Raw genomic sequence first — 15276 nt, 5'->3', positions numbered from 1 at the left:
AGTTCATTTTGAAACACTCTCTTTTTAAACTTAAAATCAATCACGCTCTTTCAATTTTCTTTTATTATCATACATTTGAGAATCTGCACGGTGATATGTATCAAACAAAGACACATCTAATTTTTCATCAAATATAGCATATCCAATAGACATTGATAATTTCAATTCGTTAGTCGAGTTTTCTTCAATTATTTTTAAATTGATATTATTTATAATACTATCTATCTCTTCAGAAGATAAATTTTTTAGAATAATTAGATATTCATCTCCACCAACACGATAAACTACATGTTTTGTATCTATAACATTTCGTATAATTTTACTTGCATGCTTAATGTATAAATCTCCTGTTTGATGACCAAATTTATCATTAATTTTTTTTAAGCCATCTAAATCTATTGATATGATAGATATTAGATTCTTTAGGTTTGAATTGTTTAAATTATTCATATCTATTTCAAAAGCATTTCTATTTTTTAAACCTGTTAAGTAATCTGTATTGGCAAAATCAGTATATGTAGGATTAGATATACGCTTAAATAGAACTACTGCAACCAATGCTGATATTAGACAAGTCAATAATGCTATAATTGGTGTAACTATACTTATGAATTTAAATGTATTATATTGATGATTTGCTTCAAATTCAATTCCTATTACCCCAACAACTTTACCAGCGTTATTGTGAATAGGAAAGTATGATATGAATATATATCCCCAAGATGTTGCTTTAATTTTTTTAGGTAGCAATATATTATTATCTAGTGCTTTGTTAAGATCACTCCAAATCTCTTTTTCTATCAAATCACCAGCATTTCTAAAATCACTTCTAGATGAATCCAAGCCATCAACAACATATACTAATGAGTCATCTTTTGTTTTTTTAGCAGTATATAGATACATAACTCCTGTAGTATTTTTTACAGATTCCAATAAGGTTTTAGAACTTTTATAAGAGTCTTTTGATTGGTCTTCTTTAGAATTAATTTCAGTAAACGTATCTTTATCAATATTTTTTTCTACATAATTATAGATACGTCTCGACCTTTCACTTAGAGTATGTATCATATCATGATAAGTCAATACATAATTAAAAAAATATACACATGAAGAAGATATTATTACAATAATTGCAGTAAGTATTGAAACTTGCATATCAACTCTATTAAATTTTTTATTTGTTTTCATAGCTTAAATTTTTTGTGAAAAGAGTCTCCCACAATCTCCCATAATTAATATATATAAATTTTACTATAATATATCTATATATTACCAAACTTATATAAAAATTACAATGAATAAACAAGCTTAAAATGTTCAAATATAGGGATTCTTAGAATTATAATATACTCTATAAATAGTATTTAAAATGTGTTAATAGTAATTATATTATAATTGTTTTATTTGTTAATATTTGCTATTATATTGCATACTATATCAATTCTTTTAAATGGCGTTATAATATAATAACCATCTACATAAGGTTCAATTTCTTTTGCTATTTGAGTAGATATATTAATAGCAAGTTCAGTAGACTCTTCTTTTGACGTATTTTTGTACATATCTATAATATTTTGAGAAACAGTAATTCCAGAAATCTCATTATTCATAAAACAAGCATTTCTATAGCTTACAACAGGTATTATTCCTCCCAATATCTTTACAGGAAGTATTTCTTTAGCTTTTTTTAAGTTTAATAAAGCTTGTTCTGTTAAAACTGGTTGGGTTAAAAACATAGTAACTCCATTTTCTATTTTAATCTTAGCATGTTTAAGTTGAGAATCGAAATTTACTGCATTTATATTTAATGCTCCAAATATATTAAAAGGTGTATTAAATGTATTTTCATTCAATGTTTTTATGTAATTTGCTAATATGGAAGAGTTAAAACTAAACATAGCTTTTATTTCATCTCTTTCAGCAGATGGGATAGGGTCTCCAGTTACTACCAGTACATTGTCTATATTTTCGATATTCAATCCTAAAAGTAGAGCTTTAGTGGCATTAATATTTCTATCTCTACATGTCATATGAGGTATAGGAGTAATATCTAATTCTCTCTTTATTTTACAGGCTAATAGACTACTATCAACTCTTGCCCTAGCTATTGGGCAATCAGCAATTGTAATTGCATCAACTCCATAGTCTTTTAATTTTTTAGCACTATTCATAAAAAATTCAATATCTGTATCAACTGGAGGGTCTAATTCAACTGCTATAATTTTTTTGCCTATTTCAAGCTTTTCCAAGAGTTTATTTTTTGATATTGGTTTAACTTTTTCCCTTGGAGAAAGAACTTTTTCTATAGTATTTTCATATATGTATGAAGAATTTATTATATCAACAGTCTTTTTAATAAATTCTGGTGTTGTACCACAGCATCCACCTAATATACGTACTCCTTGATTTAGTATTTCCAACATTTGTTCTGAAAAATAGTCTGAATTATCTTCAAAAAAAGTACGGTTATTGATGATAGTAGGATAGCCAGCGTTAGGCATAATAGAAACTATACTGTCATTAATATCAATTGTCTTTATAAAGTGTAATAAATGATGTGGTCCAGAGATACAATTAAATCCTAATGAATCTATGTCTTTATTTTTTGAAATAGATTCAAATATTTTAATACCACTTTTTCCAAGTCTAGTAAATCCCTCAGGATTAACTGCAAATTCTGTTAATATAAATGAATTTGGTCGTTTTTTCTTTATATAACTTGAGATTTCTGGTAGATATTCGTCACTACTAAATGTTTCAAATATGAAATTTGTTGCACCAATCTCTAAAAATATATCCACTATTTTTTTATAGTCAGATAGTAAGTCTCTATCATTTAAAGCAGGTATTGGGCCTATGTCAGCAAATACAAATACATCTGTATTTTTTGTAGCTTCTAATGCAATTTCATATCCACTTTGGATAATATCTTTGACAGTTTTAAAGTCACATTCCAATAGGATTTCATTGGCAGCAAAGGTATTTGTTTTAATGGCCTTACATCCAGCTCTTATATATTCTCTATGAATAGATAAAATTGTAGATGCGTCATTTATATTAGCCATTTCACAGTTGAAAGCGTTATTCTTTAGTTTAGAATAGTACGTTCCCATAGCACCATCAAAAACTAAAATAGAGTCTTTTATATATTCATTTATGTTCATTGATTCACCTCATAAGAATTTAAAATATTTTAAATATTAGTATATCAACCTCAAAAAAACTTGTCAATGTTTGGAAAATATAGTATAAATTATTCTAATTAAGTACAAGTTTATTATTTATTTAGCTATATATACTTAATTGATGTTAAGATAAGAATTATAATAGGAATTGAGGCAATAATTATATTTATACTTATGAGTATATAGATATTTTATTTATTATAGAGATTTTAATTAAACAAATTAATAAATCTAGCTGTATAAACAAGTAAATTTAAAAATTTATAATATAGAAGAGGTGGGAAATGAAAGATAGACTTGATTTAACAGAAGGAAGAATTACAGAAAAATTACTTAAACTATCACTTCCAATAATGGGGACCTCATTTATACAAATGGGATACAATATGATAGATATGATATGGGTCGGTAAAGCTGGAAGTAGAGCAGTAGCTGCAGTTGGAACGGCTGGTTTTTTCCCATGGCTTGCAATGGCATTTATTATGATTTCAAAAGTGGGTGGAGAGGTAAAAGTAGCACAAAGTATAGGAGAAAATAATATAAGCACTACCAAATCATATATAAAATCAGCAATAGAAATAAATATTATGTTAGCAATAATATATACAATATCTTTAATAGTATTCAATAAACAGCTGATAGGTTTTTTTAAGTTGGGAGATTTAGAAGTTATAACTATGTCTAGACAATATTTGATAATAGTAGCTTTAGGCATGATATTTTATTTCATAAATCCAGTTTTTACTGCAATTTTTAATGGACTTGGAAATAGTAAGACTCCTTTTTGCATTAATACGGTAGGATTAATAACTAATATTATACTTGACCCTATATTAATTTTTGGATGGGGACCTGCTCCAAGGCTTGGAGTAGCAGGAGCTGCTATTGCAACTGTGTTTGCACAGATAGTAGTTACTACATGTTTTTTATGTATAGTAATTAAGAGCAAAGAAGAATATTTTAAAATAAAAATATTTAGAAAAATAGAACTTAGATACTATAAAGTGTTATACAAGTTAGGTTTTCCTGTAGCTATACAGAATGGTATGTTTACAGTATTTTCAATGTTACTAGGAGTAATAGTAGCATCATGGGGTCCTGTAGCAGTTGCAGTTCAAAAAGTAGGTTCACAGATAGAAGCAATATCATGGATGACTGCTGAAGGATTAGCAGTTGCATTAGGTAGTTTTGTTGGACAAAATTATGGTGCTAAAAAGTATTCTAGGATAAATAAAGGTTGTAAAATAGCTATAATTGCATCTTCTATACTTGGGATAATAACCACTTTAGTACTAGTATTTGCAGGAGAAAGTATATTTTCTGTTTTTATAGATGAAAGTGAGGCTATAGAAAAAGGAGCAACTTATCTTAAAATATTAGGCTATTCTCAGTTTTTTATGTGTTTAGAAATAATAACAACAGGAGCTTTTAAAGGATTAGGGCGAACTTATATACCTTCTACTATAGTTACTATATTGACTGGCGCAAGAGTACCATTAGCTTACTTTATATCTAGACCAGAAATATTAGGATTAAACGGTGTATGGTGGAGTATAACCTTATCGAGTATCTTAAAAGGAATATTGATGATAAGTTTATTTATATATTTACTGAAAGTTGGAAAGTTGTATAAGATGTCCAAATAAAATTTAATTTATCCTAAATGTATAGACATTTTCTTTATTTGTATATAAAATTATCTTATTATATAAAAGCTTTAATTGATGAGGAGTGAATTAAATGAAAGAGCCAATTTATAAAGTTATAGAAAATCATGTTAGAGAATTGATAAATTCAGATAGTTTAAAGGAAGGGGATTTAATCCCTTCTGAAAAACAGTTGAGTGAAGAGTTTAATGTAACTAGAATGACTGTAAGGTCTGCATTAAACAATCTAGTGAAAGAAGGGTATATAACAAGACAAAGAGGTGTAGGAAGTATAGTTCTTGCAAATAATATATATGATAATATATCATCTGTGAGTGGTTTTACTAAAGAGATGGAAAGTAAGGGATATAAAGTGTCTAATATATTGGTATCTCTTGAAATAGTTCAGGCAGATGAAGAGTTATCAAGTAGGTTAAATATAAGTCTGGAAGAAAACGTATGGGAAATAAAAAGAGTAAGATTAGCAAATGATACAAGAGTTTCATATATGATTACTTATATGCCAGTTAAGTTATTTCCAAATTTAAATAAGATGCACTGTGAAAATTCTCTTTATAATTTTGTTGAAGAAGTGTGTGGATATAAGATAGCTATGTCAGAGAGAGAAGTACAAGCTGTAATATCAAATGAAGAGTGCATGGTAAATTTGAAGCTGGAAGGACCAGAGCCACTTTTGTATATAAATCAAATCTGTAAGTTACAAAATAGTGAGGTTTTTGAATACTCACACACATATCATCATGGATACACTTTAACTTTGAGTGCTGTTGTCGAATAAAATTTAAATAAAATGAAAAAGTTTTCTTGAAATGTATATACATTTGATATATAATAATATCAAGAATTGAATGTATATACATTTAAAAATAAGATATATACATTAGAATAATAATTAATAAAAGAGCATACTTTAAATGTATAGTTTAAAGACAGTATGACTTAAAAAAATATTTTAATAAATCTAATTTGGAGGGAAAAAAATGATAAAAATAATGTTAGCTTGTTCAGCAGGAATGTCAACTAGTTTGTTAGTTACAAAAATGGAGGATGCTGCGAAGGAAAACGGTATAGAAGCGAAAATATGGGCTATATCAGAAGTAAACTTAAAAAATGAAATAGAAAATTGTGATGTCTTACTTTTAGGACCTCAAGTTAGATATGTATTAGGAAAAGCAACTGAAATGGCAAAACCACATAATATTCCAGTAGAAGTTATAAATATGATGGATTATGGAAGATGTAATGGAAAAGCTGTGTTAGATAGAGCTATAGAATTAAATAGTTCAAAATAAAGTTGTACTGGAGGATGTAAAATGGAAAATTTCATGTCATTTATGGATAAATATATAGTGCCTGTAGCTGCTAAAATAGGAGCTCAAAGGCACTTAGTAGCAGTAAGAGATGCATTTATAGCAATGATACCTATAACTATGGTAGGTGCATTAGGAACATTGATAAACAACTTGCCATTAGAAGCATATAAGAACTTAATGGCAAGTATATTTGGAGAAAACTGGACTACATTTGGAGCTGACCTTTGGTGGGGAGCAATAGGTACGATGGCAGTATTTTTAGTAATAGGTGTTGCCTACTTTTTAGCCAAATCTTATGAAAGTGATGGGTTACAGGCTGGACTTATAGCATTATCTATCTTTTTTATAATGGCTCCACAAATTGGTAAAATAGTTCCAGAAGGTGGAACTACAGCAGTTGAAGGATGGGGAATGATACAACAAACTTACCTAGGGACAGCTGCCTTATTCTCTTCTATATTAATAGGATTATTATCAACTGAAATATTTGTAAGATTATCTAAAGTAAAGAAATTGACTATAAAAATGCCAGACGGAGTTCCACCAGCAGTTTCAAGGTCATTTGCAAAGTTAATACCAGGAATGTTAACTATAATGATATTTACAGTAATAGGAGTATTGATAAAGATACTTTCAAATGGAAGTTTCTTAACAGATATTTTAAATACTTATTTGGGAGCACCACTATCAAATGTAGCTGATAGTCTAGGTTCTACAATGCTTATTGCATTTATAATTCATATACTTTGGACTGTTGGTCTTCATGGTGCAAATATAGCACTTCCTTTTACAGAAACTATACTTATGAAGTTAGGTGGAGAAAATGCCGCTTTAGCTCAAGCAGGAGCAACTGAAGGATACCATGTACTTGCAGGCTCATTCTTTGATGCATTTGTATATTTAGGTGGTTCTGGAATGGTGTTAGGATTAGTTATAGCTTTAATAATAGCAGGAAGAAGACGTAAAGAAATGATAGTATTAGGTGGACCACCAGCAATATTTAACATAGGAGAACCATTGATATTCGGACTTCCAATAGTTTTAAATCCTATATTTATGATTCCATTTGTACTTGCACCAGTAATATGTAGTGCTGTATCATACTTAGCAATAGATTTTGGGTTAGTAGCACCAGTAATTTTACCTAAAATACCTTGGGTAACACCTCCTATACTAGGTGGAGCAATGGCTACTGGTGATTGGACTGGTGGAGCTTTGGCACTATTTAATTTAATAATATCAATATTAATATATATTCCATTTGTAATAGCATCTGAAAAAATGGAGGCTAAGAAACTAAAAAATTAACAACTAGGTAGTTTTATTCGTTTAATAAATGTATATGGTTATATAGAATATGCTAAATTGTAGGTAAGGATGGTATAATAAGATGAAAAATGGACTAAAAATAGTTACAATCGGAGGAGGTTCAAGTTATACTCCTGAGCTTGTAGAAGGTTTTATAAATAGATATGAAGAGCTACCTGTAAAGGAATTGTGGCTTGTAGATATAGAAGATGGAAAAGAAAAATTAGAGATAGTAGGAAATCTAGCTAAAAGAATGGTAAAAAAAGCTGGAATAGATATGAAAATAAATCTTTCCTTGGATAGAAGAGAAGCTCTAAAAGATGCAGATTTCGTGACAACACAACTTAGAGTAGGTCTTTTAGATGCAAGAATTAAAGATGAAACTATTCCTTTATCTCATGGAGTTATGGGACAGGAAACTAATGGTGCTGGAGGGCTATTCAAAGCCCTTCGCACAATACCAATTATATTTGATATAATAAAAGATGTGGAAGAATTATGTCCAAATGCATGGATGGTGAATTTTACAAATCCAACAGGTATAATAACAGAAGCTGTATTAAAATATACTAACTTCAAAAAATATATAGGTTTATGTAATGTTCCAATTCATTTAAAAAATGATGTTGCTAAACTATTTAACGTAGAAAGTGATAGAATAAGTATGGATTTTGCAGGTCTTAATCATATGGTTTATGGTTTAAATGTATTTTTAGATGGAGAAGATGTTACAAAAGAAGCCATAGATAAGTTTGTTAAAGCAGATATAAGTATGCAAAATATAAAGGCTATTGATTTTAATTCGGAATTTGTAAAATCTCTAGGTGCTATACCTTGTCCATACCATAGATATTATTATAAAACTAAAGAAATGCTTGAAGATGAGTTAATAGAGTTTAAAGAAGGAAAAGCCAGAGGTCAAGTAGTTAAAGAATTAGAAGAACAATTATTTGAATTATATAAGGATGAAAAACTAGATATAAAACCACCTCAGCTTGAAAAAAGAGGAGGAGCTTATTATAGCGATGCTGCTTGTAATCTAATAAGTTCTATATATAATGATAAAAAAGACATCCAAGTAGTTAATACATTAAACAATGGTGCCATAAGAGATTTTAAAGACGAGCAAGCTGTGGAAGTTAGTAGCGTAATAACAAAAAATGGTCCAAAGCCATTAAGTATGGGATATTTACCAGATTCTGTACATGGGCTAGTAAGTCAAATTAAGTCATTTGAAGTCTTGGCAGCTAAAGCAGCTGTGTATGGAGATTATGAGTCTGCTCTTTTAGCGCTTTGTATAAACCCATTAATTCCTTCAGATGATTTGGCAAAAACTATATTAGATGAAATGTTAGAAGCTCATAAAGATTATCTTCCTAGATTTAATAGATAATCTATAGAAAGTAGGTTATAGTATGACTAAAATTATAATAAATGCAGATGACTTTGGCTATTGTGAAGCTGTCAATTATGGTATAATATCAGCTCATAATAATGGAATAGTTAAGTCTACTTCTATGATGGCAAATATGCCTGGGGTAGAACATGGAGTGAAATTGCTTAAAGAAAATAAGTCTTTAAATTGTGGCGTTCATATGACTTTAAGTTGTGGTAGACCATTATTATCTGATTTAAAAACTATTGTTGACAAAGATGGTTTTTTTATTAGAAGAATTACAGATGAAATTATTAAAAATATGGATTGTGATGAGATTTATAGAGAACTTTGTGCTCAAATAGATAAAGTAAAAGCGCTTGGAATAGACATATCTCATTTGGATAGTCACCATCACATCCATACTTTAGTAAGTTTAAAACCAGTAATAGAGCAGATTGTAAATAAGTATAATCTTCCAATAAGAGGTGGATTTGAATATAATTTGGAGTATTCAAAAATAGTTCCCTTAATTGATAGTTTTTATAAGGAAAATGTAAGTGAAGAGTTTTTTATAAAAAATATAGGCAAAATAATGAAGTATGATGTAGTGGATATTATGTCTCACCCAGCTTTTTTAGATGATTATATTTTAAATTCTACATCTTATGCGATTGATAGAACAAAAGAGCATAAGATACTTACATCTAAAGGAGTCAAAGAATTTTTAGAAAAGAATGGATTAGTCATATCAAGCTATAGAGATATTTAGGAGGTAGAATAGATGGATGAAAAAATGATAGAAATATCTTTTGGAATAATTGGATTTGCAGGGGATGCAAAAGGGTTGGCATTTGAGGCTATAAAAGAAGCAAAGAGTGGGAATATAGACAAAGCCAGAGAATGTATTGAAAAGTCAAAAGAATCAATTCATAAAGCTCATAAATTTCAAACAGAACTAATACAAAATGAAGCTAGTGGTAATAAAACTGATATAAGTGTTATACTTATTCATGCACAAGACCATTTAATGACGTCTATGAATTTTCAACAATTAGCTGAAGAATTTATAGATGTATATGAAAGATTAGAAAATAAGTAATTTAAAATCTTATCATATAAGGGAATATCTCAAAACAAAAAAGGAGTTCTTAAGAACTCCTTTTTTGTTTTGAGATATTCCTACTTTTTTATAATTTATGACACAAAATCAAAATGAAAACACAGGTTAGTCGTGCTTTCATTAAAAGTATTCTCATATATTGTAACCTCTGTAAAAAAGTATTATAATGATGTCATAAAATAAGTCATTTCATAAATTACAGTTGCAAACAATTTAATTATCATAATATAAGAAATGAGATATATAAAGAAGATAGTATATTCCTGTCATTATGAATTCTATACGTTAGTTATTACTTGGCAATGTGAAATGACATTGCAGAATTTTGAACAAACTATATAGCTTATTATGACATTAATTTATGTAAATTATATATTTGCTCTACATATGTGGTATTATATAGTTTATAATTAAAATTATATCATAATTTGATATGGAAAATAGATTGTGTTCTTAATAAATAAGGATTTATAATGAAAAATACAGAACTGGGGGGATGTGAAAATATGAAACAGACGCAGGAAGAACACAATAATGATTTAGAATATCTGCTACGCATGGCACAAGCAAAAGATAAAGAATTAGAAGGTGTGCTTGCTTATGCTGCTGATGGCATAGGAAAATTCGCATGTGATGAAAATTTTACTATACTTTATTATAATGATGGTCTAGCAAGACTAGTTGGCACAACAAGAGGGCGAATTGAAAAAGAAGGCTTTAATAGTAGCCTTTATATTCATACTGATGATATAGAGTATGTTCATAAAGAAACAGTAAATGCTATGAATAATAAAGAAGCTTTTGAAATGCGTTACCGATTGAAACATATTACTGGTAAGAACATATGGGTAAAGGTAAAGGGGATTTTCATGGAGGACTATTATAAGGGAATCTATCCTATTATGTACTTGTTGTATACAGATATTACAGAGCTGGTTGAAACAAATGAAAAACTACAATTTGAAAAAGAAAGATATAAAGCATTTACTTCTTTGGTTCACGAACAGTTTTTTGAATATGATGCAAGTAATGAACAATGTCCACTCATATTATTTGGTGGCGATTGCTATGATGAAGATAAAAAAGCCGCCCCAACAAAAGAGAATATCAAACTATTTCTAGAAAGTTTAGGAGAATGTGAAAATCTTATAGAGCTTGAGGTTTTACTTTTCAATAATAAGCATGAATTGAACTGGTATCGTATTTCTGCGAAGGGATTGAAAAAAGAAAATAATACATGGAATATTGTAATTGGAAGGTGTGAGAATATCCAAAGGCAGAAAGAAATAGATGAATGGAGAAGGAACAGAGAGCGCGAACTAATCAAATATTCTGAAATAGATTCTTTAACTGACCTTTTCAATCGATATGGTCTAGAAAAATCTGTAAATAGAGTAATTGAAGAATACGATGAATATGTATGTGGGGTTATAGATATTGATAATTTTAAAAAATTTAATGATTTATATGGACATGTGTTTGGAGATGAAGTATTGAAGTATGTAGCTAATGTACTTAAAAATACATGTGATATTTACGATTTTGTGGGACGTATAGGTGGAGATGAATTTTTCATTTTTTTTCAGGAGATTGATAAAAATAAAATAAAAGAAAGACTGGAAATGATTTTAAAGGAAGTTGCAAAGTCTAAAGAGAAGTTATCAATAGCGACTGAGGTTTCTGTCAGTATTGGGGCAGTCATAGTTTCAAAAATAAGTACAGACTTTATAGATATATATCATCATGCTGATACAGCTTTATACAAGGCCAAAAGAAAAGGTAAAAATACATATTTATTGGACCTATATAGTGAAATATTCATTTAAATAAAAGTTCTCATTCTTGCCCCACATAAGAGTGAGGACTTTTTTTATGTAATAGAATTAAGATAAATAAGGGTTATTGCTATAGTTTATGATTATCTGCAATAGCATTTCTTACATTAATAGAGTTTAGTAATACAATATCATTTTATCATTGCTTAACATAAAAAGTTATTTTATTAAAATTTAAATAGATTACTTAAAATTAAGAAAACCTTATCTACAGTAAATATAATTAAGATTGATTAGGAATTTTTATCCTTTTACAAAATAATATTGACTAAAAGTAGAAAAATGCTATAATAAATATGTGCTCATGATAATCAATATCATGTAAGTATAATAAACAAGTAGGAGAAAAAATCATGAAAAAAATAAAATCACTTGCAATATTTATATCTATTATAACTACGCTAGTACTTGTTACAGCATGTTCAGATAAGAATACAGAGGATAAAGATAAATCAGATACAAGAGTTGTACAGTCTGTTAAGGGAGATGTTAAGATACCATCAAATCCTAAAAAAATAGTTGATATATCAGGAAGTAGTGAAGAACTATTATTAGCAGGTCATAAACCTGTTGCAACAGCAAACGTAGACTCATATGAAACTGATAAATTACCAAGTTACATAAGAGAAGAACTTAAAGATGTAAAAATAGTTGGACACTCAATGATGGACACTATGGATATGGAAGCTATATTAGAAGTAAATCCTGATTTAATAATAATGAGTCAGAGACAAGAAAAAATATATGACCAATTAAAAGAAATAGCACCTGTAGTAATGATGAAAGATTATGCAAATGACTGGAGAAGTAAGTTAACTGATGTTTCAAAGTTATTTGATAAAGAAGAGGATGCTAAAAACTGGTTACAGAAGTATGATGAAAAAGCTACAAAATTAGGTAAAGAAGTTACAGAGAAAAATGGAGAAAAAACTTATTTACCAGTGTTAGCTAGCTCAGGTCAATTTATGGTATTTAGTGATGGTGGAATAGGAACTTTAATCAATGATGATATGAAACTAGCTAGACCTAAAAATATGCCTAAACAAGATGGAATAACATTACCAATGGTAAGTATGGAAGGTCTAACAGATATAGATGCAGACCATATAGTTGTAATTGCTACAGAATCAGATAAAAAAGATTTAGAAAATAGTGCTATCTGGGCTCAAATCAGAGCAGTAAAAGATGGAAATGTAACAATACTTGATGCAGCCCCATTTTTTAGCCAATCATATAATCCAATTGGAAAAGAGTTATTATTAGAATCAGTTAAAAATGAATTAACAAAGTAATTCTTAACTTAGTAGGTGTGAGATAATGATATTCATTTTTCACACCTATTTTTAATAAAGTTTAAAATAAAAAATATTTAATAGATGTTACTATACTAATGATTAAAAGGGAAAAGGGGGTAGAATAATTGACTACGCTTAGAAAAAAAAATTTAACTTATTTATTGATACTAGTAAGTATAGTTGTACTTGTACTTGGAATTGTATTATCCATAGCTATTGGGGCAAAAGATATGAATCTATCAACTGTTATAGATAGTTTAATAAAAATGGAAGATGGAATAAATATGAGAATAGTAAAGGATGTTAGACTTCCAAGGGCAATAGCAGCAGCTCTTGTTGGAGGCTTTCTAGCAGTTTCTGGAGCAATAATGCAGGGAATAACAAGAAATCCTATAGCTGAACCTTCTGTTATAGGGATTACACAAGGGGCTACATTTGCAATTGCAATATCACTAGTGCTTCAAAAAAAACTTCCTCAACTTATACATGGAAATCTTAGTGTAATGATGTTTGCATTTATTGGAGCAAGTATAAGTGGATTATTTATATATTTTATAAGTTCCAAGTCAAGAGGAAGAGTTAATAATGTAAAGTTAGCTCTTGCAGGAGTAGCACTTGGAACACTGTTAATTTCTTTAGCATCAGCGATATCTATGTATTTTAATCTATCTCAACAATTGAGTTTCTGGATATCAGGAGGTCTTGTAGGAGTAAATTGGGAAGGTGTAAAGCTGTTATTTATAGCTGGAGGTATTGGATTTATATTAGCTATGGTTATGGCTCCAAGAATAACTATATTAAGCCTTGGAGAAGAAGTAGCAATAGGACTGGGTCAAAAAACTAACACTGTTAGATTCATATGTATAATACTCGTAATATTAATGACTGGGGCATCTGTTTCGGTGTCTGGTAATATTATTTTTATAGGGCTTATAGTTCCTCAAATAGCTAAAGGAATAGTAGGTTCAGATTATAAGTATATAATACCAAGTTCTCTAGTTCTAGGAGCTGTATTGCTTGTATATACAGATATATTAAGTAGGATGATAAATCCTCCATATGAGACACCAGTAGGTTCTATAACAGCACTTATAGGAGTGCCAATATTTATATATCTTGTTAGAAAGGGGGAGAAATAAGTACTATGAAAAGTATTATGAAAATAAATTCTAAAGCATTGCTTGTTATATCAATTTTAGTGGTACTTATTTTTATCACTTTTCTGGTGAGTTTAAATATGGGCTCATTTTCTATAGAACCAATGGATGTCATAAAGACTTTTTTAGGTCAAGGTCAGCGTAATCATGAAATTGCTATATTTAAATTGAGATTACCAAGAATAGTAATAGCACTTTTGGTTGGTTCAGCATTATCAACAGCAGGAGTAATACTTCAAGGTGTTACAAAGAACGACTTGGCTGACTCTGGTATTTTGGGAATAAATTCAGGTGCTGCACTATTTGTAGTCGTTTACATATACCTTATGAATGGGAATGTTTATGAAGGAATGAGTAATCTAACCGTATTTACAATGCCAATTGTTGCACTTGTAGGAGCTTTATTTGGAGCCTTTCTTATATATTCTCTTGCATGGAAAGGTGGGATAAATTCTTCAAGATTACTACTTATTGGTATAGGCATAAATATAGCTTTCACCTCAATTTTGACGATATTCCAATTGAAATTTACAACACAAGAATTTAATAGAGTTATGGCATGGACATCAGGTAGTATTTGGGGAACTAGTTGGAAATACGTGATAGCTGTACTTCCATTTATAGTAGTTTTTATGGGTATAACTATGTATAAAGCTAAATATATAGATGTTTTAAACTTGGGTGATGAAGTATCTACAAGTCTTGGTGTAGAAGTAGAAAAACAAAGAAGAAGACTCATAATATATGCAGTAATTTTATCTGGTGTATCTACAGCAGTAGCAGGTAGTATTTCATTTTTAGGTTTAATAGCTCCACATATAGGTAGAAAAATAATAGGACCAAAACATAAAAGATTAATACCAGTATCAGCGCTTATAGGAACATTATTACTTTTAGTAGCAGATACTATATCTAGAAATATTCTGGCACCTATAGAAATACCAGTAGGTATAGTGGTTTCTATAATAGGAGTGCCATACTTTATCTATTTAATGTTGGCAAATGATTAGGAAAGGGT

General features: G+C 29.2%; 13 protein-coding genes. 11 read left to right on the top strand and 2 right to left on the bottom strand.

Going from position 1 to position 15276, the window contains the following annotated elements:
* Nucleotides 1–36 precede the first annotated feature (36 nt).
* Together ACTG44_RS16495 and ACTG44_RS16490 are read right to left on the bottom strand one after the other, a co-directional pair.
* Nucleotides 37–1188 (bottom strand): GGDEF domain-containing protein, encoded by a 1152-nt coding sequence (locus ACTG44_RS16495; protein WP_479920845.1) that lies wholly within the window; start codon nt 1186–1188, stop codon nt 37–39.
* Nucleotides 1189–1400: 212 nt separating this feature from the next.
* The gene (locus ACTG44_RS16490; RefSeq protein WP_479920844.1) at nt 1401–3164 is read right to left on the bottom strand and encodes a bifunctional homocysteine S-methyltransferase/methylenetetrahydrofolate reductase; all 1764 of its coding nucleotides are present in this window, start codon (nt 3162–3164) and stop codon (nt 1401–1403) included.
* 305 nt (nt 3165–3469) lie between these two features.
* Between ACTG44_RS16490 and ACTG44_RS16485 the strand changes: the two genes are divergently transcribed.
* From ACTG44_RS16485 to ACTG44_RS16435, 11 genes are all read left to right on the top strand, one after another.
* Nucleotides 3470–4831, top strand: a complete 1362-nt coding sequence (locus ACTG44_RS16485) for an MATE family efflux transporter (protein WP_021385898.1) — start codon at nt 3470–3472, stop codon at nt 4829–4831.
* 94 nt (nt 4832–4925) lie between these two features.
* Nucleotides 4926–5630: a GntR family transcriptional regulator gene (locus ACTG44_RS16480; protein ID WP_021385834.1), complete on the top strand. Its 705-nt coding sequence runs from the start codon at nt 4926–4928 to the stop codon at nt 5628–5630.
* A gap of 202 nt (nt 5631–5832) precedes the next feature.
* Complete coding sequence (locus tag ACTG44_RS16475) at nt 5833–6144, top strand: PTS sugar transporter subunit IIB (protein ID WP_479917433.1); 312 nt, start codon at nt 5833–5835, stop codon at nt 6142–6144.
* 21 nt (nt 6145–6165) lie between these two features.
* Complete coding sequence (locus ACTG44_RS16470) at nt 6166–7473, top strand: PTS sugar transporter subunit IIC (protein WP_021385843.1); 1308 nt, start codon at nt 6166–6168, stop codon at nt 7471–7473.
* An 82-nt stretch (nt 7474–7555) separates the two neighbouring features.
* Nucleotides 7556–8866, top strand: coding sequence for a 6-phospho-beta-glucosidase (locus tag ACTG44_RS16465; RefSeq protein ID WP_021385835.1), 1311 nt, complete (start codon nt 7556–7558; stop codon nt 8864–8866).
* A gap of 22 nt (nt 8867–8888) precedes the next feature.
* Nucleotides 8889–9620 (top strand): chitin disaccharide deacetylase, encoded by a 732-nt coding sequence (gene chbG / locus ACTG44_RS16460; protein WP_479920843.1) that lies wholly within the window; start codon nt 8889–8891, stop codon nt 9618–9620.
* Between the two features lie 12 nt (nt 9621–9632).
* Nucleotides 9633–9950: a PTS lactose/cellobiose transporter subunit IIA gene (locus ACTG44_RS16455; RefSeq protein ID WP_021385850.1), complete on the top strand. Its 318-nt coding sequence runs from the start codon at nt 9633–9635 to the stop codon at nt 9948–9950.
* A 527-nt stretch (nt 9951–10477) separates the two neighbouring features.
* The gene (locus ACTG44_RS16450; protein ID WP_479920842.1) at nt 10478–11797 is read left to right on the top strand and encodes a GGDEF domain-containing protein; all 1320 of its coding nucleotides are present in this window, start codon (nt 10478–10480) and stop codon (nt 11795–11797) included.
* 362 nt (nt 11798–12159) lie between these two features.
* Complete coding sequence (locus tag ACTG44_RS16445; protein WP_021385908.1) at nt 12160–13098, top strand: ABC transporter substrate-binding protein; 939 nt, start codon at nt 12160–12162, stop codon at nt 13096–13098.
* A 128-nt stretch (nt 13099–13226) separates the two neighbouring features.
* Entirely contained in the window at nt 13227–14240 is a 1014-nt protein-coding gene (locus ACTG44_RS16440; protein ID WP_479920841.1) for a FecCD family ABC transporter permease, read from the top strand.
* Between the two features lie 5 nt (nt 14241–14245).
* Nucleotides 14246–15268 (top strand): iron ABC transporter permease, encoded by a 1023-nt coding sequence (locus ACTG44_RS16435; protein ID WP_044213892.1) that lies wholly within the window; start codon nt 14246–14248, stop codon nt 15266–15268.
* Nucleotides 15269–15276: the final 8 nt, after the last annotated feature.

This window comes from Clostridioides sp. LIBA-2809 (genome assembly GCF_056688965.1).
This window is presented reverse-complemented; position numbering and strand designations above follow the sequence as displayed.

Bases quoted from the DNA above. Each gene is read 5' to 3' on its own strand.
- ACTG44_RS16495 (WP_479920845.1), bottom strand. From the start codon at position 1,188: ATGAAAACAAATAAAAAATTTAATAGAGTTGATATGCAAGTTTCAATA.
- ACTG44_RS16490 (WP_479920844.1), bottom strand. From the start codon at position 3,164: ATGAACATAAATGAATATATAAAAGACTCTATTTTAGTTTTTGATGGT.
- ACTG44_RS16485 (WP_021385898.1), top strand. From the start codon at position 3,470: ATGAAAGATAGACTTGATTTAACAGAAGGAAGAATTACAGAAAAATTA.
- ACTG44_RS16480 (WP_021385834.1), top strand. From the start codon at position 4,926: ATGAAAGAGCCAATTTATAAAGTTATAGAAAATCATGTTAGAGAATTG.
- ACTG44_RS16475 (WP_479917433.1), top strand. From the start codon at position 5,833: ATGATAAAAATAATGTTAGCTTGTTCAGCAGGAATGTCAACTAGTTTG.
- ACTG44_RS16470 (WP_021385843.1), top strand. From the start codon at position 6,166: ATGGAAAATTTCATGTCATTTATGGATAAATATATAGTGCCTGTAGCT.
- ACTG44_RS16465 (WP_021385835.1), top strand. From the start codon at position 7,556: ATGAAAAATGGACTAAAAATAGTTACAATCGGAGGAGGTTCAAGTTAT.
- chbG (WP_479920843.1), top strand. From the start codon at position 8,889: ATGACTAAAATTATAATAAATGCAGATGACTTTGGCTATTGTGAAGCT.
- ACTG44_RS16455 (WP_021385850.1), top strand. From the start codon at position 9,633: ATGGATGAAAAAATGATAGAAATATCTTTTGGAATAATTGGATTTGCA.
- ACTG44_RS16450 (WP_479920842.1), top strand. From the start codon at position 10,478: ATGAAACAGACGCAGGAAGAACACAATAATGATTTAGAATATCTGCTA.
- ACTG44_RS16445 (WP_021385908.1), top strand. From the start codon at position 12,160: ATGAAAAAAATAAAATCACTTGCAATATTTATATCTATTATAACTACG.
- ACTG44_RS16435 (WP_044213892.1), top strand. From the start codon at position 14,246: ATGAAAAGTATTATGAAAATAAATTCTAAAGCATTGCTTGTTATATCA.